Source organism: Telluria sp. LT2P34, from assembly GCF_059685915.1.
Genome location: NZ_JCASIN010000004.1, coordinates 317411 through 337818, shown reverse-complemented (window position 1 = coordinate 337818; position 20408 = coordinate 317411). Strand labels below are relative to the sequence as shown.

Here is a 20408-nt window from a genome sequence, read left to right as displayed (position 1 = left end):
GTGAACAAACGACCCTGATAAATGGAGGCGGCCTATGTTCGGAAGCTCGGTATTGGAAGTGGCAATCGGATTGACGTTCTGTTACGGGACGGTGGCGCTGATCGTCGCCACCGTGCAGGAAGCGCTGGCGGCGGCCTTCCGGCTGCGTGCCAACACGCTGCTGGCGGGTATCAAAAGCATGCTCAACGATCCGCGTTTCGAGGCGCTGGCGCAAGCCGTTTATGCCCACCCGCTCGTCAATCCGCACAGCGACGGCAGCCGCGTCGACGAGCGCCACCTGGCGGCGCGGCCCTCCTACGTTGAACCGGCGCATTTCGCGATGGCCCTGATCGACAGCATCCAGACCATCCCGGGCGACTTCGCGCGCCTGCGGGCCGATATCGATGCGGTCGAAGATCCCCAGGTGCGGCTGGCGCTGCAAGCCCTGCATGCGCGTGCCGGCGGCGACCTAGAACGCTTCCAGCGCTCGCTGGCAAGCTGGTTCGACAATGCCATGCAGCGCGTCTCGGGCAGCTACAAACGCAAGCAGCTGCTGATCTCCTTCCTGCTGGCGCTGCTGCTGGCCATCCTGTTCAACATCGACAGCATCGCCCTGTTCCAGGCCCTGTGGCAGCAGCCGCAGCTGGCGGCCCACATCAGTGCGGCGCCGGGCGCGATCGACGCCCAGGCGCTGCAGCAACTGCTGGCGCTGCCAATCGGCTGGACCAGCTTTCCGCCGGTGCTGGGCACCGCTTTTGCGCTGCAGGCGGCCGGCTGGTGCGTGACCGCGGCCACCACCCTGTTCGGTGCGCCGTTCTGGTTCGACCTGCTGCAGCGCGCGGTGCAGTTGCGCAGCACGGGCACCCGCCCGAGCGATGCCGACCATCCACCGGCGCTGCCTGCCGCCGCCGTCAAGCCGGCCGAGGTGCGTACGGCGCCCGCCGCCTAGCTTGAACCTGGCCGGTACGCGTCGACCAGCACGCTCGACACCGAGATGTGCGGCACGCGTTCCGGCCACTCGTCATTCGGCCCGAACCAGCGGGCTTCGGCAATCTCGGCCGGATCGACGCGAATCTCGCCGCCCGCGTAGTCCGCGGTAAAGGCGATCATCAAGGAATGCGGGAAGGGCCATGACTGGCTCGCGAAATACTGCAAATTGGTCACCCGCAGCCCGACTTCCTCGTAGACCTCGCGGTGGACCGCTTCCTCGATCGATTCGCCCGCTTCCAGGAAGCCCGCCAGCGGCGTGAAGCGCTTCGCCGCCGACGCCACGTGCATCGCCAGCAGCACGCTGTCTCCCTTGCGGATCAGCACCATCATCGCCGGCGAGATGCGCGGGTAGGCCAGGTGCCCGCAGCTGCCGCATTTGAAACTGCGTTCGTGCCCCACCCGCGTCATCGGCTGGGCGCAGGCGCCGCAGAAGCGGTGGGTGCGCGCCCATTCCGCGATCTGCGCCGCGCGCCCGGCCAGGCCCGACATGGTGTCGTCGAACTCCCCGAAAAACAGCGAACGCAGGCCGCGCCAGGCGTAACCGGCCGGCACCGCCTCGTCCTCGCGCCAGCCGGCCTGGCAATAGCGCTCGCCCAGCAAACCGAGCGGCTGCAGCTTGCCTGGATCGAGGTCGAGCGCAGCAAGCGTGGCCGCGTCCGGCAGCGCCGCGTCGTGCTCGCGCACCAGCAGGCGGCCGCCATGGAACAGGAAAGTCAAGGGGTCGGGGTGAGGCTGGGGCGCCATCAGCGGCGTGAAGGTCGGGGGCGTATGCAGCATGTGGGGTCGCGAAGGAAAGGTCGGTAGACCATCATACCGCGAGCCAGCGCCATGCGCCGGCAAGCTCGGCTTCAGACCGCAAACGACCCGCCAAGTTTCGCAATTTTCCCCTTTCCCCGACCTACATCAGCCGCATGCGCCAGCCCGAACTATTCACTCTGCATGACGCTCCAAGTGCTGACTGGATCGCCCTGTCGCGTGAATAAAAACCGAGGAAAAATCGATGAACGACGCACCGGAGCTGCCCGCATGATCCATGCCTACCCCGGCCGCGCCAGCGTGCTGCCCGGCGAGCAGCTGGTGCTGCATGTCGCCACCGACAGCTGGCGCTTCCGCGTCCACTTCTACCGCTGGCGCGATGGTTTCGAGCTACTCCACAGCTCGCCGTGGCTGCCGGGCGAACGCGCACGCGAACGTGGCGCCGGCGACGACTGGGGCTGGCCCGCCTACCCATTTCCGGTACCGGCGGCCTGGTCTTCCAGCGTCGTCATCGCCCACTTCGAGGAAGCCGCAGGCAAGCGTCCGCTCTCGCTCGCTCTCGACTCCGCCAGCGCCTTGTTCGTCGTACGCGGGCAACCTGCCGATGCCTGGCGCGGCGGCATGCTCTACAAGCTGCCGCTGGCTACCTACCATGCCTATAATTTCAGCGGCGGCGGCTGCTACCACTGGAATCCTTCCCCCTCCAGCGAAGCGCGCGGCGCCCGGGTCTCGCTGCGCCGGCCCGGCGGCGGCATCGGCGGCCCGACCTGGGGCGCACCCGACCATTACGACGCCACCTCGGCGCGCCAGACCTTCGCCCACTGGGACGGCCGTTTCATCCGCTGGCTGGCGCGCCAGGGTTATACCCCGGAGTTCTGCACCGACCTCGACATCCATGCCGACCCGGCCCTGCTGCTGCGCTACCGACTGCTGATCTCGGCCGGCCACGACGCATACTGGACCGGGCCCACGCGCGACGCGGTCGAAGACTTCGTCGCCGCCGGCGGCAACCTCGCCTTCTTCGCGGCCAGGCTGTGTTGGTGGCGGGTGCACCCCGTCGACGATGGCCATGCGCTCGTGTGCCACCAGGGCGGGCCGCGTGGCGCTGCTGACCTCTGGTGGCCGGCCCACGGCGCGGGCCGGCCCGAAGACCGCCTGCTCGGGGGCAGTTACCGCCATGGCGGCAGCTGGTGGGTTGGCGCCCGCCACACGGCGGGCTTCATCGTCCAGCAGCCGGACCATTGGGTATTCGACGGCACGGGCCTGGCGCGTGGCGACGCTTTCGGCGCCGACACCTGGCCGCCGCTGGCCGGCTACGCATGCGATGGCGCACCCCTCGATGCTTTTGACCGCGCCAGCGGCGCCGCCACCCTGTCGGCCTGGGCTGACGAAAGCGGCACCCCCGACAGTTACCAGCTGCTCGCCGCCTGCCCGCTCGACCGGCGCTGGCAGGAATTGCCGCCGCGCGAGCGCCACGCCGCCGGTGAAGGCGTGCATGCCGCCACGCTCGGCCTGTTCGAACGCAGCGGTACCGTGTTTTGCGCCGGGACCACCGATTGGGCGCAGGTGCTGGCGGACGGACGCGACCGCAGGGTCGAACGCATCACCCGTAATGTGCTGGACCGCTTATTGCGGCATTGAAAACCCAACGGAGGTAACGGTGTCCCGGCGTCCACTGCTGCATCGACTCGAGGTCGAATCCCTGATCGTGTTTCGCGCGCTGCACCTGGGCGACATGCTGTGTGCGGTGCCCGCCCTGCGCGCCCTGCGCGCGTCCCTGCCGCGAGCGCGCATCACGCTGGTCGGCCTGCCGTGGGCGCGCCAGTTCGCCAAACGCTTTCACGCGTATATCGACGACTTCGCCGCCTTTCCCGGCCATCCGATGCTGCCGGAGCAGTCGATGCGCCACGAGGAACTCACGCCCTTCTACGCCCGCCTGTGCACGCGCCGCGCCACGGTGGCGCTGCAATTGCACGGCAACGGCGCCGTCACCAACGACATCGTGGCCGGTTTCGGCGCCCGTGCAATGGCCGGCTATTCCAATGGCGAGGCGGTGAACACGGAACGCACCGTCCTGTTCCCATGGCCGAAAGTGGGCGCCGAATCGGACCGCCTGCTGCAGCTGGTCGAGCGCCTCGGCGCCCGCGCGGCCGGCGACCATCTCGAGTTTCCGCTGGCGCAGGACGACCGCAAGGAGCTCGAGGCGAGCGGCATTGCCGCCAACCTGGCGCCCGGCAGCTACATCTGCGTGCACCCCGGCGCCCGCAAGCGCGACAAATGCTGGCCGGCGCAACGCTTTGCCGAGGTGGCGGACCGGCTGGCCGCCGAATTCGGCGTGGAGGTCGTCCTCACCGGCTCGGCCGACGAAGCCGAGCTCGCCAACGAAGTCGCCGGCCACATGCAGGCGCCGGCCGTGAATGCGGCGGCGCCGATCTCGCTCGGGGCGATGGCCGCGCTCATGAAGAACGCGCGCCTGCTGGTCTGCAACGACACCGGCGTGTCCCATATCGCCGCGGGCCTGCGCCTGAAAAGCGTGGTCATCTTCAGCAAGGCCGACATCGCGCGCTGGGCCCCGCTCGACCGCGACAAGCACCGCTGCATCTGGGACCCCGACGCCCAGCGCTCGGCCGCCGTCTTGCAGCATGCGCGCGCCCTCCTTGCCGGCACCGATCCGGGACGCCAGCGCACGGCGGGAATGTGGCCATATTGGTAGGCGACCATGCGGCTTTGTCTTCTCCGCGCCACAGTAAACGAGGAAAGCGGTGGCGCCGATTGCGGGTCAGGCGCCGCCGCCTCCTCGGGTGTACACTTTATTCAAGCGCAAAACAAAAGCAGTCTTTTTCCCCACCCGGTTCCACCCCTATCATGCGCAGCTTTGACACCCCGAGCGCGCCCTATCCGCGTCCGCAGATGGTGCGCCAGCAGTGGGCCAGCCTCGACGGCTGGTGGGAGTTCGACTTCGACGACGCCAACCTCGGCCTGGCCGGGCGCTGGTTCGACGGCCGCGAACTGCCCCAGCGGATCCTGGTGCCCTTCCCCTACCAATCCCGCACGTCCGGCATCGGCAGCCGCGAGATCCACGAAGTCATGTGGTACAGCCGAAGTTTCGAGGTCCCCGAAGGCTGGGACAGCGGCGCCCTGCTGCTGCATTTCGGCGCCGTCGATTACCGCGCCGACGTCTGGGTCAATGGCCGCGTGGCGGGCCGCAACCGCGGCGGCCACGTACCCTTCTCCTTCGACATCGCGCCCTACCTGCGGCGCGGCCAGAACCGCGTCACGGTGCGCGTCGAAGACCGCCAGGATCCCTACCAGCCGCGCGGCAAGCAGTCCGCCTCGGGCACGCCGGTGCGCATCTATTACTACTGCACCAGCGGCATCTGGCAAAACGTCTGGCTCGAACCGGTGCCGGCCCTGCGCATCGATTACCTGCGCGTGCTCGAGGCCCACCCGGACGGCACCCTGGCGCTGGCGGTGCACCTGCACGGCCCCTTCAACGACTGGGAGGCAGAGCTCGAGGTGTTCGACGATCTCGACTCGCGCCAGGTCTGCGCCGGCACCCGTACCAGCAGCCGCGCCGCCAGCCTCGAACTGCGCACCAGCATCCCTGAACCAAGACCATGGTCGCCGAACGCGCCGCACCTGTACGGCCTGCGGGTAAGGCTGCTGCACCGCGGCCAGCTGGTCGACAGCGTCGAGTCCTATGTCGGCCTGCGCTCGATCGAACTGAAGGACGGCTGGTTCCACCTGAACGGCAAGCGCACCTTCCTGCTGATGGCGCTCGACCAGGGTTACTGGCCCGATACCCTGCTGGCCGCGCCTTCGGACGAGGCCCTGCGCGAGGACGTGGCCTGGGCCAAGCGCTTCGGCTTCAACGGCGTGCGCAAGCACCAGAAGATCGAACACGAGCGCTGGCTCTACTGGTGCGACCGGCTCGGCCTGATGGTGTGGGAAGAAATGCCGAACGCGCGCTCCTGGTCGGAAGAATCCGAAGAGCGCCTCGAAATCGAATGGCTGCGCGCCGTCATGCGCGATGCCAACCACCCGGCCATCGTGGCCTGGGTGCCGGTGGTGGAAAGTTTTGGTTTTCCCGAACTCATCCGCCACCCGCACCAGCACGATTTCCTGGAACGGATGGTGTCGCGCACCCGCCTGGTCGACTCCACCCGCCCCGTGATCGACAACGACGGCTGGCAGCATACCGACGTGACCGACGTCTGCACCATCCACGATTATTCGCATCCGGTCGAAGCGCTGCTGGAACGCTATGCCAGCACGCGCCTGACCGGCCTGCCGCCCGAAACCGGCTGGCACAAGGCCAAGGCGCTGTTCCTGCCGGGCGCCCAGTACCGCGGCCAGCCGATCGTGTTTTCCGAAGTCGGCGGCTATCTGCTGGCGCCCGAAGGCCCGGAGCGGCGGCGCGACCGCCTGTACGATTCCTACGGCAACGTGAAAAACGACGACGAACTGGCGCAGCGCTATCGCACGCTGATGGAGGGACTGGCCTCGCTGCCCTTCCTCGCCGGGCTGTGCTATACCCAGCTGACCGACGTCGAGCACGAGCAGAACGGCATCCTGACGATCGACCGGGTGCCGCGCCTGCCGCCCGAACAGGTCGCGGACCTGCACCGGCAACTCTGGCCCGACATCTAGAGCACCAGCAAGCACACTCGCCGCTTCTCAAAAGATTGCAGATCGTCCAGAATAGCCCTACATTGAAGAATGGAGCTTATGGACAAGATCTCGTCGCTGGTCGGCCGCTACTCGTTTCGCGCCCGGGTGTTCTTCAATGGGGTCTTTTGCGACGCCAACGCGTTTGCCGAAGACACGTCGTCGGGCCAGCTGCACCTGGTGCGCCGCGGCTCCGTCATCTTCCGCCAGGAAGGTGTGCTTCCCTTGCGGGTCGATACGCCGGCGATGGTGTTTTATCCGCGCGGCAGCCCCCACCTGCTCGAGATTCCCGAAGGCGCCAGCGCCGAGCTGCTGTGCGCCCACATCTGTTTCGAGGACGGCGGCGCCAATCCGCTGGCGCGCGCGCTGCCGGAATGCCTGTACCTGCCCCTCTCGAGCGTGCCTGCGCTTGAACACACCCTCGAGCTGCTGTTCGCCGAGGCTTCCTGCGCCCACCAGGGCCGCGAGGTGATCCTTGACCGCCTGTGTGACGTCCTGATGATCCAGGTGCTGCGCCACGAATTCGAGCACGGCACGCTGTCGATCGGCTTGCTGGCCGGGCTCGCGGACCGCCAGCTGGCGCCGGCGCTGGGCGCGATCCACGAACGCCCGCACGAACCATGGCAAATCGAGACGCTCGCGCGCGAAGCCTGCATGTCGCGCGCGCGCTTTACCGAGCATTTCAGGAACGTGGTGGGCATGCCGCCGGGCGAATACCTGACCCGCTGGCGCATCGGCCTGGCCCAGGACTTGCTGCGCAAGGGCATGCCGGTCAAAGTAGTCAGCGCCCAGGCCGGCTATACGAGCGCACCGGCGTTTACCCGGGCGTTTACCGGCATGGTGGGCGCGTCGCCGCGCCAGTGGCTGAAAGAAGTGCCGGGCTGAGCCGCTTATTTCAATAGCCGGGTACGGCTGGCAACCAGGGCGATCACCAGCGCCAGGGCGCCGACATACCCGATTGCCATCTGCATGCCGACCTGGTGGGCGATGGCGCCGATCACCGGCGGGCCCATCAGGGTGCCGCTGTAGGCCATGCTGGCGACACCGGCCAGCGCCACCGGACCCAGGGCGCCGGCTGCGCTGAACACGAACGGGAACAGCAGCGACAGGCCCAGGCCGGCGACCGCGAAGCCGCCCAGTGCGCACACCGCGTTCGGCGACAGCACCGCGAAGAACAGGCCGGCGGCGGCCAGCAGCGCGCCGCTGCTCACCAGGCGCCGGGCGCCGAAGCGGACCTTCAGCTTGTCGCCCACCAGGCGCGATACCAGCATGGTGGCCGAAAAACAGGTCAGGCCGAGCGGCGCCATGCCGGCGCTGACATCGAAATGCTCTTTCAAGAACACGCCGCTCCAGTCGGCGATGCTGCCTTCCGACATCGACCCGAGGAAGCCCAACAGGCCCAGCAGCGCCACCGGACCGCGCGGCAGTGCAAACTTCTTCTTTTCGACCTGTTCGACCTCGTCGGCCTCGATCATCTGGCAGGCGCCCCACAGCACCACGGCCAGCGGACCGGCCAGCATGAGGAAGTGGGCGGCGGGCGCAATCTTGAGGCTGGCCATCAGGCTGCCCAGGGTGGCGCCAACCAGGCCGCCGGCGCAGGCCAGGCCGTGCAGCATCGACATTTCCGACTTGCCGCTGTCCTTTTCGCGCTTCGCCGCTGCCGCATTCATCGCCACATCGTAGACGCTGGCGGTGATGCCGAGCATCAGCACGGCCATCATCAGGCGCGACACGCTGGGCGCCATGCCGATCGACACCAGCACGCCCAGCAGGGCCAGGCCCGCCATCAGGAGCGACTTGCGCGCACCGAACCTGCCCATCAGGAAGGACGAGACCGGGAAGGACAGCAAGGCGCCGACGCCGCCGCACAGCAGCACCATCGACAGGGCCGAGTGCGACACCTGCACGCGCTCGGCAAGGGCGGGAATGCGGCCGGCCCACGAGCCCATCACCAGGCCAAACAGGGCGAACAGCAGCGGCAGGGCCGTGTTCTGGACGTGGACGACAACCAGGCGACGCGACGAAGAGACCGGGGTGGGGACAGCGGTAACAGAAGTGTGCATTTCTAATGAATTAATAAAATTGGCGCCTCAAAAAGCAAACGCCAACCTAGAAAACAGTTGGCGTCAGGAAGCTGATGGGCGGCAATTTTACGCAAGCGAAATGCGGGTTTCAATTGCCCTGTGGAAAATACGTATGCACGTTGCGTGAGAATCACAGTCAAAAAATCATGTGTCCGGTAAGGCTCTAACGGGCCGGCAATCGCCTGCCTGGCCGCTTCGGTTGCGCCACCTCACCATCGACGCGCCGCGCTCGCGGTAGCGTTAAAGCTTCCAATAGGAAACTTTTTGAGGAGATTGCGATGTCTCGTGCGTACTGGCCATTTCTCGTAACCAGCCTGCTGGCCGCCGCCGTCCAGGCAGCGCCCTACCCGAACGTGTATGGCGCGCCGCCGGAAGTGCTGCGCGGCGCCGACTGGTACCGGCAGTGCCTGCGCGTGGCAGGGCAAAAACCGCCGCGCGAGCAGCAGAACGCCACGCGCGCCGCCGGCGGCGAACGCTGCGACGCCGGCGCCCTGTATTACGACGCGCTCAATTCGCCGGAGTCAAACCGCGCCGACTGGGACAAAGTGCGTCGCTGCGCGGTGCGCACGGATGCCCACGGCGTGTTGATGATGCTGTACGCGAATGGCGCCGGCATGACGCCGAACTTCGACCTGGCGCTGAAATACGCCTGCAGCATCCAGAGTCCGGTCAACGAAATGAAGGCGCGCGTGCAGCATGTCCGGCGCCGCGCAAGCGGCGAGGACCGCGCCACGCTCGATGTCTGCGACGACGTCGTCAGCGCCGACATGCGCGGGCAGTGCGCTGCCGTGCGCGAGCGCCAGCGCGACAAGTCGCGCGCCGCCCAGCTGGCCACGATCGCGCGCGGCTGGAGCGAGAAGGAGCAGCTGGGCCTGGACATGGCGATGAAGGCCGCCCAGTATTTCGCCCAGCACCGCGTCGATTACGAAACCGACACCGGCAGCGGCGCCGCCCGCTCGCTGCAGCTCGATACCAAGGCGGCCGAGCTCGATACCTTCAGCGCCGACGTCCTCGATGCCGAAGCGGGCAAGGCGCCGCGCTTTTCGGAAGGCGAGTTCGCCGCCTTGGAGGACAAGATGAACGAGACCTACCGCCGCTTCATGCTGACCCGCCCCGCCAGCATTTCCTACCTCGGCACGATCCGCAAGACCGGCGTCGAGAAGACCCAGCGCGCCTGGCTCGCTTACCGCGACGCGATGGAACTGTTCGGGTCGATCCGCCATCCGCAGGTGCCGGGTTCCGGCTGGCGCGCCCTCCTCACCGCACGTCGCATCAAGCAGCTGACCGAACTCGATAACGCCGCCGCCGGGCGCTGATCGACACGTTTGCGGTAGGATATGCGCTCTGCATAGGGAGGAAACAACCATGAGCGCCAACCTGTTCGACATTCCGCTGCGCCGCCTCGAGGGCCAGCAAGCCACGCTCGGCGATTACCGCGGCAAGGTCCTACTGATCGTCAACGTCGCATCGCAATGCGGCCTCACGCCGCAGTACGCCGGCCTCGAAAAACTGTTCGAGAAATATGAAGAGCGCGGCCTGGTTGTCCTCGGCTTCCCCTGCAACGACTTCGGCGCCCAGGAGCCGGGCGACGAGGCCGAGATCGCCGACTTTTGCCAGCGTAACTACGGCGTGCGCTTTCCCATGTTCCAGAAACTCGAAGTCAACCGCGAGGCACGCCACCCGCTGTATCGCGAACTCGTCGCCGCCCAGCCGCAGGCGCGCCAGCTCGAGGGCAGCAGTTTCGCCGACAAGCTGGCTCAGCATGGCCTCTCCCCGAAGCACCCGTCGGACGTGATGTGGAATTTCGAGAAATTCCTGGTCGGCCGCGACGGCCAAGTGAGCGCCCGCTTCGCACCCGACGTCAAGCCCGACGATCCGGCGCTGGTGGCGGCGATCGAAGAGGCGCTGAGTTGACTGATGTTCAACGGTGGTGACATGATGGGATAGTTTTCGGTGCTGACGATGTCTCAGCACTACCCAATCACAGGAGAACGGTCATGTCGTATGTCGATGGTTTTGTTGTTCCCGTCCCCACCGCCAAGCTCGACGCGTATTGGGACATGTCCAGGAAATGCGCCGCGATCTGGCGCGAGTACGGTGCGCTCGAGTACCGCGAGTGCGTCGCCGACGATGTCAAACCCGGCAAACTGACCTCGTTTCCCCAGAGCGTGAACCTGGAAGAAGGGGAAGTCGTCGTGTTTTCGTGGATCGTCTACGAGTCGCGCGCCAAGCGTGACGAGGTCAACGACAAAGTCATGCAGGATCCGCGCATGGCGGAATTCATGAAGAACGAGAACATGCCCTTCGACGGCAAGCGCCTGATCTGGGGCGGGTTCCAGATGGTGCTCGACCTGTAGGCAGCCGGGCCCGCTGGCAAGCGCAAAAAAAGGCCTGCACTCGAATCGAGTGCAGGCCTTTTCGCTATGCAGGTCGCGCAAGCGGTCAGAACGGAATGTCGTCATCCATATCCGAGAAGTTCGGCGCCGGGCGCTGTGGCTGCGGACGGGCTGCCGGGGCCGCTGGCGCCTGGCGTGGGGCTGGACGCTGCTGTTGCTGCTGCGGCTCGTAGCCGCCGCCGTCATCCATGCCGCCGCCGTCGCCGCCCATGCCGGTACGGCCGCCGAGCATCTGCATGTTCTCGGCGACGATGTCGGTTGCGTAGCGCTCGATGCCGTCCTTGTCCGTGTACTTGCGGGTCTGCAGGCGGCCCTCCACATAGACCGACGAGCCCTTTTTCAGGTACTGACCGACGATCTCGGCCAGGCGGCCGAAGAACGAAATGCGGTGCCATTCGGTCAGCTCTTTCTGCTCGCCGGTGTTCTTGTCCTTCGACTTGAACGAGGTGGCGACCGCGATGTTCGCGATGGCGTCGCCGCTCGGCATGTAGCGGATTTCCGGATCGCGGCCGAGGTTACCGACGATGATGACCTTGTTAACTGATGCCATGGTGTGACTCCTTCAGGTGGTGTGAGCCCTGGCTCTGCACATGACTAAGCGCCAGGGAACTGTGGTGATTCAACACGCTATTATGAGGCTGAGCGGCGTGCGAGAAAAGCGTTTTTGATGGGTCAAAAAAGCACGTTTCCGCTGCCTTAAATGTGGGCAGTCAGCGTAAATTCCAGTCAGCCAAGCCCCTCAAGCACACATTTTCCAGATTTATTTACATGTCCTGAACAGTTTGTCATTGAACGGCGCCCGATGCAGCCCACATAGTGTCGGACGCTGCATCCCAGGACATGACAGGCTGGCATCGCTGGTACGGAAACCACTGGATAAATGTACAGCCGCAACAAAAACGCGTTAAACTAGTCGATTCCCCTGATTTTCTTGCTCACCGCGACAGTATCGTGCGCGGATCCGCACAAACTTATTGAAAGCCTGCCAACCTTAATGGAAGAAATTCGAATTCGTGGTGCCCGCACGCACAACCTCAAGAACATCAATCTTGACCTGCCGCGCAACAAGCTGATCGTCATCACGGGCCTGTCGGGCTCCGGCAAATCCTCGCTTGCCTTCGATACCCTGTATGCCGAAGGCCAGCGCCGTTACGTCGAGTCGCTGTCGGCCTATGCGCGCCAGTTCCTGCAGCTGATGGAAAAGCCGGACGTCGACCTGATCGAAGGCCTGTCGCCGGCGATCTCCATCGAGCAGAAGGCGACCTCGCACAATCCGCGCTCAACGGTGGGCACCGTCACCGAAATCCACGATTACCTGCGCCTGCTGTACGCCCGCGTCGGTACGCCGTACTGCCCGCAGCACCCGCACGAGCCGCTGGCCGCGCAAACCGTGTCGCAGATGGTCGATGCCGTGCTCGCCATGCCGGAAGGCACGAAGCTGATGATCCTGGCGCCGGTCGTGGCCGGCCGCAAGGGCGAGCACTCCGACCTGTTCGCGGCAATGCAGGCCCAGGGTTTCGTGCGCTTCCGGGTCCAGAGCGGCGTTGCTGCGGCCCGCATCGTCGAGATCGACGACCTGCCGAAACTGAAAAAGACCGAAAAGCACTCGATCGACGTCGTGATCGACCGCATCAAGGTCAATCCCGAGATCAAGCAGCGCGTCGCCGAAAGCTTCGAAACCGCCCTGCGCCTGGCCGATGGCCGCGCCGTCGCCTTCGAGATGGACAGCGAGCAGGCAACCGTGTTCTCGAACAAGTTTGCGTGCAACGTCTGCGGCTATTCGCTGCAGGAACTCGAGCCGCGCCTGTTCTCGTTCAACAACCCGATGGGCGCCTGCCAGGAATGCGACGGCCTCGGCCACATCGAGTTCTTCGATCCGAAGCGGGTCGTCGCCTTCCCCAACCTGTCGCTGGCCTCCGGCGCGGTGAAGGGCTGGGACCGCCGTAACCAGTTTTATTTCACGATGCTGTCGAACCTGGCTTCGCACTACGAGTTCGACCTCGACACGCCTTTCGAGCAGCTCCCGAAAGAGGCGCAGGACGCGGTGCTGTTCGGCTCCGGTAAATCGTCGATCCCATTCACCTATGTGAACGAGCGCGGGCGCACCGTGATCCGCGAGCACAGTTTCGAGGGCGTGGTGAACAACCTGCAGCGCCGTTACCGCGAATCGGACTCGATGGCGGTGAAGGAAGAACTGGCGAAATTCATCAACGAAAAGAAGTGTCCTTCCTGCGACGGCGCGCGCCTGCGCACCGAAGCGCGTTTCGTGAAAATCGGCCAGGGTGCGCAGCAGCGCGCGATTTATGAAGTGTCCGATAAACCCTTGCGCGACACGCTGGAGTTTTTCGAGACCCTGGTGCTGACCGGCGCCAAGAAGGACATCGCCGAGCGCGTGATCAAGGAAATCATCGCGCGCCTGAAATTCCTGAACAACGTCGGCCTCGATTACCTGTCGCTCGACCGCAGCGCCGACACGCTCTCGGGCGGCGAAGCGCAGCGCATCCGCCTGGCCTCGCAGATCGGTTCCGGCCTGACCGGCGTCATGTACGTGCTGGATGAGCCCTCGATCGGCCTGCACCAGCGCGACAACGACCGCCTGATCGGCACCCTGAAGCATTTGCGCGACATCGGCAACAGCGTGCTCGTGGTCGAGCACGATGAAGACGCGATCCGCACCGCCGACTACATCGTTGACATGGGTCCGGGCGCGGGCGTGCACGGCGGCCAGATCATCGCCGAAGGCACGCTCGAGCAGATCATGGCGAACGAGCATTCGATCACCGCCCAGTACCTGGACGGACGGCGCAAGATCGTGGTGCCGAAGAAGCGCACGCCGGCCAACCCCGAGCGCCAGCTCCTGATCACTAATGCCACCGGCAACAATCTGAAAGGCGAAACCCTGCGCCTGCCGGTGGGCCTGATGACCTGCATCACGGGCGTCTCGGGTTCCGGCAAGTCGACGCTGATCAACGACACGCTGTACCCGGCCCTGTCGCGCCACCTGTACGGCTCGCAGACGGAACCGGCGCCGCATGACGCGATCTATGGCCTGGAACACTTCGACAAGGTTATTTCGGTCGACCAGGCGCCGATCGGCCGCACCCCGCGCTCGAACCCGGCCACCTACACCGGCCTGTTCACGCCGATCCGCGACCTGTTTTCGACCGTGCCGACGGCCAAGGAACGCGGCTACTCCGCCGGACGCTTCTCGTTCAACGTCAAGGGCGGCCGCTGCGAAGCCTGCCAGGGCGATGGCGTGATCAAGGTCGAGATGCACTTCCTGCCGGACGTGTACGTGCCCTGCGATGTCTGCCACGGCAAGCGCTACAACCGCGAAACCCTGGAAGTGCACTACAAGGGCAAGAGCATCACCGAAGTGCTGGAGATGACGGTCGAGGACGCGCACGTGTTCTTCAAGCCGGTGCCGGTGATCGCACGCAAGCTGCAAACCCTGCTCGACGTCGGCCTCGGCTACATCAAGCTGGGCCAGAGCGCCACCACCCTGTCGGGCGGCGAGGCGCAGCGCGTAAAACTGTCGCTGGAACTGTCCAAGCGCGACACCGGCCGCACCCTGTACATCCTCGACGAGCCGACCACCGGCCTGCACTTCGCCGACATCGACCTGCTGCTGAAAGTCATCCACCGCCTGCGCGACCAGGGCAATACGCTGGCGATCATCGAGCACAACCTCGACGTGGTCAAGACGGCGGACTGGGTAGTCGACCTGGGACCGGAAGGCGGCGCCGGCGGCGGCCGGATCGTCGCCACCGGTACCCCGGAACAAGTGGCCGACAATCCGGAAAGCGTGACGGGCAAGTATTTAAAACCCTTGCTGGCGCTGCAAGCGGGCGCTTGAATAAGAAAAAGGGCAGTGCCACACGGCACTGCCCTTTTTCATGCGGACCGCAACATCGCGGCCGCCCTCCTCAGAAACTTGTTGCTTACTGCGCCAGCTGCTGCTCGAGCTTCTGCTTGGTCGCCACCAGCTCTTGCGGCAGGTGGTGCGCCAGCTTCTCGAACAGCTCGGTGTGCAGCTTGATCTCTTCGCGCCAGGCGTCCTGGTCGATCGAGGTGATCTGCTTGAACTGCTCTTCGCTGAAGTCGATGCCTTCCCAGTTCAGGTCGCTGTAGTTCGGCGAGGTGCCGAACAGGTGCTCGGTGCCGCCCTTGGCTTCGCCCTTGGTACGGTCGAGGATCCACTTCAGCACGCGCATGTTGTCGCCGTAGCCTGGCCACACGAACTGGCCGGCGTCGTCGGTACGGAACCAGTTGACGCAGAAGATCTTCGGCAATGCCTGCGGATTCTTTTCGCCGACTTTACGGCCCAGGTCGAGCCAGTGCTGGAAGTAGTCGCTCATGTTGTAGCCGATGAACGGCAGCATCGCGAACGGGTCACGGCGCACGACGCCCATCTGGCCGGCAGCGGCGGCGGTGGTTTCCGAACCCATGGCGGCAGCCATGTAGACGCCTTCGTTCCAGTCGCGCGCTTCGGTGACGAGCGGCACGGTGGTCGAGCGGCGGCCGCCGAAGATGAAGGCCGAGATCGGCACGCCGGCCGGGTCGTCCCAGGCCGGATCGATCACCGGGTTCTGGGTCGCGGCGACGGTAAAGCGCGCGTTCGGGTGGGCCGCCTTGGTGCCGGAGGCCGGGGTCCAGTCCTTGCCCTGCCAGTCGATCAGGTGGGCAGGCGCTTCTTTTGTCATGCCTTCCCACCAGACGTCGCCGTCATCGGTCAGCGCGACGTTGGTGAAGATGACGTTTTCGCGCAGCGAGGACATGCAGTTCGAATTGGTCTTGTCGTTGGTGCCCGGGGCCACGCCGAAATAACCCGCTTCCGGGTTGATCGCGACCAGGCGGCCATCGGCGCCCGGCTTGATCCAGGCGATGTCGTCGCCGATGGTGGTGACTTTCCAGCCATTGAACGAGGCTGGCGGGATCAGCATGGCGAAGTTGGTCTTGCCGCAGGCCGAAGGGAAGGCCGCCGCGACGTACTGCTTGTCGCCTTGCGGCGACTCGACGCCCAGGATCAGCATGTGTTCGGCCAGCCAGCCGGTGCCGCCCTGTTGCGCTTCCTGGTAACCCATGTTCGAGGCGATGCGGAGAGCAAAGCACTTCTTGCCCAGCAGCGCGTTGCCGCCGTAGCCCGAACCGAAGGACCAGATTTCGCGGGTTTCCGGATAGTGGACGATGTATTTGGTGTTGTTGCACGGCCAGGCGACGTCCTGCTCGCCGGCGGCCAGCGGCTTGCCGACGCTGTGCACGCAAGGCACGTAGTCGCCATCTTCGCCCAGCACGTCGTACACGGCGCGCCCCATGCGCGTCATGATGCGCATGTTGACGGCGACATAAGGCGAATCGGACAGCTCGATGCCGATGTGGGCGATCGGCGAACCCAGCGGGCCCATCGAGAACGGCACCACGTACATGGTGCGCCCCTGCATGCAGCCGTCGAACAGGCCGTTCAGCGTCGTGCGCATCTCGGCCGGGTCGGTCCAGTTGTTCGTCGGGCCGGCCTGTTCGGGCGTGGCCGAGCAGATATAGGTGCGATCTTCGACGCGGGCCACGTCTGACGGGTCGGACTGGGCCAGGTAGGAATTCGGGCGCAGTTCCGGGTTCAGGCGCTTCATCGTGCCGGCCTCGACCATGAGGGCGCACAGGCGGTCGTACTCTTCCTCGGAGCCGTCGCACCAGTAGATGGCGTCAGGCTTGGTCAGGGTGGCGATCTCCGCGACCCAATTGATGAGTTTCTGGTGCTTGATGTAAGCGGGGACGTTCAAAGCGGCGACGCCGCCCATCACGGGCTGGTTCATGGTACCTCCAACAATTAAGAATTCTGTCTGGTCCCGGGCATGGCAGGATCACCGTCTGCCCGGGACTGCGCTGCAGAATCCCTGGCTCTCTGTGGAGCGGCGTTACGGCGGTCATGTCGACGGCCTCGCTGGCGAGGCGCCATGGAACGAAATGCTACTGGGTCGGTGCTACTCGGTCTGTTATACACTTTGGTGGTGTCAAACCCTTAATATTCGGGCGATTGTACACCTGCCAAACCGGGATTCAAGCGCTTCAGACTGAAAAATGTAGGAAATATAGTTGACTAATGTAGTCGGCTACTCGGATTCCGAGGGAACCCGTTATTCTTTTACGTGCTCATCAATAACTTCGCTCAACTTCGATGAAAATAGCCATTCTCGACGATTACCAGAACGCCGTACCGGCCCTCGACTGTTACAAAATATTGGACGGCCACGAGGTCAAAGTGTTCACCAATTCCGCGCGCGGACTGGGGCAGCTGGCGATCCGTCTCGCGCCTTTCGAGGCGCTGGTCCTGATCCGCGAGCGCACCGCCTTCCCGGCCGCGCTCCTGAACAAGCTGCCGAATTTAAGGCTGATCTCGCAGACGGGCAAGGTGAGCGGCCACATCGACGTGGCGGCGGCATCGGCTCGCGGCATCGCGATTGCCGAAGGGATCGGTTCGCCGATCGCACCGGCCGAACTCACCTGGGCCTTGATCATGGCGGCCAGCCGCAAGATCGTGCCGTATGCAAACAATCTAAAAGACGGACTGTGGCAGATGGCCTCGACCAATCCCGGGCTCAACGGCCTGGGACGGTCGCTCAGCGGGCGCACCCTGGCAATCTGGAGTTATGGAAAAATCGGCAAGATGGTGGCCGGCTACGGCAAGGCCTTCGGAATGCGGGTGCTGGTCTGGGGCAGCGAGGCCAGCCGCCAGGCGGCGCTGGCCGATGGCTTCGAGGCGGCGCCCTCGCGCACAGCCTTCTTCGAGCAGGCCGACGTGCTGAGCCTGCACCTGCGGCTGAGCGACAGCACCCGCGGCGGCGTCACCGCAAGCGACCTGGCGCGCATGGAGCCGGACGCGCTGTTCGTCAATACCAGCCGCGCCGAACTGGTGGAGGCCGACGCATTGGCCGGCGCGCTGCAGGCCGGCCGGCCGGGCATGGCGGCGCTCGACGTGTTCGCGGACGAACCGCTGGCGCCAACAGATGCCCTGCTGCGCCTGCCGACCGTGCTGGCGACGCCGCACCTGGGGTATGTCGAGCAGGACAGTTACGAAATTTATTTCCGGGCGGCGTTCGAGAACGTGGTGAATTTTGCTGCGGGCAAGCCGACGAACATGTTGAATCCGGACGCGCTAATCAACGCAGCTCCGGCTCGCCCGTCAGATTGATGCGCCGCGCCGGCATGACGTGCGAGCGCGTCCACAATCCGGCCCAGCCGGGCGGCCAGCCGATGGCCGGCCCGGCATACGGCGGCAAGCCGGCGCGCACCGCCACCACGGGCACCGGCGGCGCCTCGATCAGTCCGCCACCAGCCGGGCGTTCGGTGTTCAGACTGTACATATAGCCTGGCAGCAGCGCGTCGCAGACCCCGGCAAACCAATCGGTGTGATCTTCGTCGCGTCCGAGCGCCTGGGCCAGGCCTTGCGGGTCGAATTTGGCGAGCGCGTGGATCAGCTCTTCGGTCGTGGCGCCGGGCAGGTCTCCCCAGCCCATCACCGGATTGTTGTTGTACTCGGCGCCCGAGCCGTACCAGCCCTCGCGCCAGGAGCGCTGCATCCAGTTGCGCTGCCCGGTAAACAGGTGCCAGCGCCAGTGCAGGCCGGAGGGCTTGGGCCAGGAATACAAGTAAAGCTTCTGGTAGCCGGCCTGGTGCAGCGCGCGCACCGCGGCCATCAGGCGCGCATGCGGCATGCGGTCGGGCGGCGTGCGCCGGAACAGGATCGGCTCGCCGTCGGCGTGCTGGACTTCGTCGGTGGACAGGTTGAGGTCGAGCGTGCGCGCTTCGTTGCCGAAACGGGCGGAGATCCAGCCAGTCAGCAGGTTGACGTGGGTAATGACGCCATAACCGCGATGACGGTGGAAGATAACAGTGCCTGGAGCTACGGGTTTCATGGAAGCAGTCTACTCATCCGATCCGGATGATTCTAGCGCAGTCACATATGGATACACTACCGATTGCGGCTATCATGAGCCACCTTTTTTTACTGCGTGTATAAACCGACATGACCCTGCGACTCATCGCCACCGGCGGCACCTTCGACAAACACTATAACGAACTGACGGGCGTGCTCGGCTTCGCCGACAGCCATTTGCCGGCCGTCATCGGCCGCGCGCGCATGACCATTCCGGTCGAGCTGCAACTGCTGCCCCTGCTCGATTCGCTCGACATGCAGGACGCCGACCGCCAGCGCGTGCTGGAAGCCTGCCAGGCGGCCACCGAGACGGCGATCGTCATCGTCCACGGCACCGACACCATGCCCGACACCGCCGCCGTCCTCGGCGCGGCCGCGCTCGGCAAGACGATCGTGCTGACCGGCGCCATGATTCCCTACGAGATCGCCAATTCGGACGCCCTCTTCAACCTCGGCTTCGCCTGCGGCGTCGCGCAGACCCTGCCGCCCGGCGTGTACGTGGGCATGAACGGCCAGGCCTTTGCCTGGGACAACGTGACCAAGAACCGCGCCGCCGGCGTGTTCCAGCCCTTGTAAAAGCAAAACGGACCCGTCAGGGTCCGTTGGCGGGGGCCAAGCTTGCTTACGCCTTCGCTTCCCCACCCAGTGCATCGACCAGGTCGGCCAGCATCTTCGCCAGTTCGCCCGTCATCAGCATGATGTCGTTGTCAAAACGCTCGTCGTCGCTGTTGGTGACGGTTTCGCCTTCCTTGATGACGTCGAGCGGCTTGATGCCCTTGATCGCCAGGGTTTCGGTGAGCACGAAGGACACGCGGCTGTTCCAGGTCATGGCCAGGCGGGTGCACTGCTTGCCGGCGGCGATGTGGCGGCGGATGTCTTCCGGATCGAGCGAGTGCTTCACGTAACGCACGGCGGCGCGGCTTTCGCCGGTGGCGCGCAGTTCGGTGTCCTGGTCGATCGTGAAGTTGTACGGCGCTTCATCCGCTTCCAGCCAGCCGGTCATGACGGCGACGGGCGAACTTTGCACGCGCAGCGACTCGAGCGGCATGCGGTCGACGGCTTTCAGCAGCAGCTTGATGACTTCGTCGGCTTTGGCCGGGCTGGCGGCATCGACCACCAGCCAGCCATTGACCGGGTCGATCCAGGTCCAGGTGTTGCTGCGGATCGTGAATGCGCGCGGCAGCAATTCTTCGGCCACGCGCTCCTTCAGTTCCTTCATCGCCTTTTTGCCCGGCGGGAAGCCCTGCTGCTCTTCCATCTCGGCCGCTTTGGCCTTGGCCACCTGGGTGATCACCGAGCCCGGCAGCAGCTTCTTTTCCGTGCCCAGCATCAGCAGCATCTGCTTGTTGACGACGTGCACCAGGCCGCCGTTCGGACGCGGCGTATCCCAGCCCTGACGCTGCAGTTCGTTGCTGTTGGCCGGCGTAAAGGCCAGGGGCGCGAGCGCCGCTTCCATTTGTTCAGGCGTAAAGGCCCACGGTGCGGGCAGGCGGTAGATCTGGAGATTCTTGAACCACATAGTTGCTTTCTCTTGTCTCGGTATTGCAGGGGAACGACATTCTACACGCTGATGCCGACGTATTTTCGGGTGGCAACAGCCGCTTT

At 65.2% G+C, this 20408-nt stretch carries 17 protein-coding genes; 11 read left to right on the top strand and 6 right to left on the bottom strand.

Features of this window, described 5'->3' with window-relative positions:
* Positions 1-70: 70 nt before the first annotated feature.
* Positions 71-928, top strand: coding sequence for a hypothetical protein (locus AC56KZ_RS14065; protein WP_497162796.1), 858 nt, complete (start codon positions 71-73; stop codon positions 926-928).
* On the opposite strand, the gene nudC is transcribed toward AC56KZ_RS14065, so the two are convergent.
* The gene (nudC, locus tag AC56KZ_RS14060) at positions 925-1746 is read right to left on the bottom strand and encodes an NAD(+) diphosphatase (RefSeq protein WP_497162795.1); all 822 of its coding nucleotides are present in this window, start codon (positions 1744-1746) and stop codon (positions 925-927) included. The two genes, AC56KZ_RS14065 and nudC, sit on opposite strands and share 4 nt — an antisense overlap.
* A 249-nt stretch (positions 1747-1995) precedes the next feature.
* Between nudC and AC56KZ_RS14055 the strand changes: the two genes are divergently transcribed.
* The 4 genes from AC56KZ_RS14055 to AC56KZ_RS14040 all read left to right on the top strand — a co-directional run bounded on the left by AC56KZ_RS14055 (position 1996) and on the right by AC56KZ_RS14040 (position 7278).
* Complete coding sequence (locus AC56KZ_RS14055; RefSeq protein WP_497162794.1) at positions 1996-3366, top strand: N,N-dimethylformamidase beta subunit family domain-containing protein; 1371 nt, start codon at positions 1996-1998, stop codon at positions 3364-3366.
* Between the two features lie 19 nt (positions 3367-3385).
* Positions 3386-4438: a glycosyltransferase family 9 protein gene (locus AC56KZ_RS14050; RefSeq protein WP_497162793.1), complete on the top strand. Its 1053-nt coding sequence runs from the start codon at positions 3386-3388 to the stop codon at positions 4436-4438.
* A gap of 152 nt (positions 4439-4590) precedes the next feature.
* Positions 4591-6375: a glycoside hydrolase family 2 protein gene (locus tag AC56KZ_RS14045; protein WP_497162792.1), complete on the top strand. Its 1785-nt coding sequence runs from the start codon at positions 4591-4593 to the stop codon at positions 6373-6375.
* A 78-nt stretch (positions 6376-6453) separates the two neighbouring features.
* Positions 6454-7278, top strand: coding sequence for a cupin domain-containing protein (locus tag AC56KZ_RS14040; RefSeq protein ID WP_497162791.1), 825 nt, complete (start codon positions 6454-6456; stop codon positions 7276-7278).
* Positions 7279-7283: 5 nt separating this feature from the next.
* On the opposite strand, the gene AC56KZ_RS14035 is transcribed toward AC56KZ_RS14040, so the two are convergent.
* A complete protein-coding gene (locus tag AC56KZ_RS14035) occupies positions 7284-8456 on the bottom strand; it encodes an MFS transporter (RefSeq protein ID WP_497162790.1) in 1173 nt (390 codons plus the stop codon).
* A gap of 299 nt (positions 8457-8755) precedes the next feature.
* Between AC56KZ_RS14035 and AC56KZ_RS14030 the strand changes: the two genes are divergently transcribed.
* From AC56KZ_RS14030 to AC56KZ_RS14020, 3 genes are all read left to right on the top strand, one after another.
* Positions 8756-9793, top strand: a complete 1038-nt coding sequence (locus AC56KZ_RS14030; RefSeq protein ID WP_497162789.1) for a lysozyme inhibitor LprI family protein — start codon at positions 8756-8758, stop codon at positions 9791-9793.
* A 49-nt stretch (positions 9794-9842) separates the two neighbouring features.
* Positions 9843-10391, top strand: a complete 549-nt coding sequence (locus AC56KZ_RS14025; RefSeq protein ID WP_497162788.1) for a glutathione peroxidase — start codon at positions 9843-9845, stop codon at positions 10389-10391.
* An 83-nt stretch (positions 10392-10474) separates the two neighbouring features.
* On the top strand, positions 10475-10834 hold the full coding sequence (locus AC56KZ_RS14020; protein ID WP_497162787.1) for a DUF1428 domain-containing protein: 360 nt from the start codon (positions 10475-10477) through the stop codon (positions 10832-10834).
* Between the two features lie 85 nt (positions 10835-10919).
* Here AC56KZ_RS14020 and ssb read toward each other — a convergent pair whose 3' ends face one another.
* Positions 10920-11423 (bottom strand): single-stranded DNA-binding protein, encoded by a 504-nt coding sequence (gene ssb / locus AC56KZ_RS14015; RefSeq protein WP_497162786.1) that lies wholly within the window; start codon positions 11421-11423, stop codon positions 10920-10922.
* Positions 11424-11867: 444 nt separating this feature from the next.
* Here ssb and uvrA point away from each other — a divergent pair, with 444 nt between their 5' ends.
* Positions 11868-14729 carry an excinuclease ABC subunit UvrA gene (gene uvrA, locus AC56KZ_RS14010; protein WP_497162785.1) on the top strand — a complete coding sequence of 954 codons (2862 nt, stop codon included), beginning with the start codon at positions 11868-11870 and terminating at the stop codon, positions 14727-14729.
* Positions 14730-14814: 85 nt separating this feature from the next.
* Here uvrA and AC56KZ_RS14005 read toward each other — a convergent pair whose 3' ends face one another.
* Positions 14815-16683 (bottom strand): phosphoenolpyruvate carboxykinase (GTP), encoded by a 1869-nt coding sequence (locus tag AC56KZ_RS14005; protein ID WP_497162784.1) that lies wholly within the window; start codon positions 16681-16683, stop codon positions 14815-14817.
* Positions 16684-17045: 362 nt separating this feature from the next.
* Between AC56KZ_RS14005 and AC56KZ_RS14000 the strand changes: the two genes are divergently transcribed.
* On the top strand, positions 17046-18059 hold the full coding sequence (locus tag AC56KZ_RS14000) for a D-2-hydroxyacid dehydrogenase family protein (protein WP_497162783.1): 1014 nt from the start codon (positions 17046-17048) through the stop codon (positions 18057-18059).
* On the opposite strand, the gene AC56KZ_RS13995 is transcribed toward AC56KZ_RS14000, so the two are convergent.
* Positions 18028-18783, bottom strand: coding sequence for an L-asparaginase (locus tag AC56KZ_RS13995; protein ID WP_497162782.1), 756 nt, complete (start codon positions 18781-18783; stop codon positions 18028-18030). The two genes, AC56KZ_RS14000 and AC56KZ_RS13995, sit on opposite strands and share 32 nt — an antisense overlap.
* 110 nt (positions 18784-18893) lie before the next feature.
* On the opposite strand from AC56KZ_RS13995, the gene AC56KZ_RS13990 reads away from it, so the two are divergent.
* A complete protein-coding gene (locus tag AC56KZ_RS13990; RefSeq protein ID WP_497162781.1) occupies positions 18894-19379 on the top strand; it encodes an asparaginase domain-containing protein in 486 nt (161 codons plus the stop codon).
* A gap of 46 nt (positions 19380-19425) precedes the next feature.
* On the opposite strand, the gene AC56KZ_RS13985 is transcribed toward AC56KZ_RS13990, so the two are convergent.
* The gene (locus tag AC56KZ_RS13985) at positions 19426-20322 is read right to left on the bottom strand and encodes a recombination-associated protein RdgC (protein ID WP_497162780.1); all 897 of its coding nucleotides are present in this window, start codon (positions 20320-20322) and stop codon (positions 19426-19428) included.
* Positions 20323-20408: the final 86 nt, after the last annotated feature.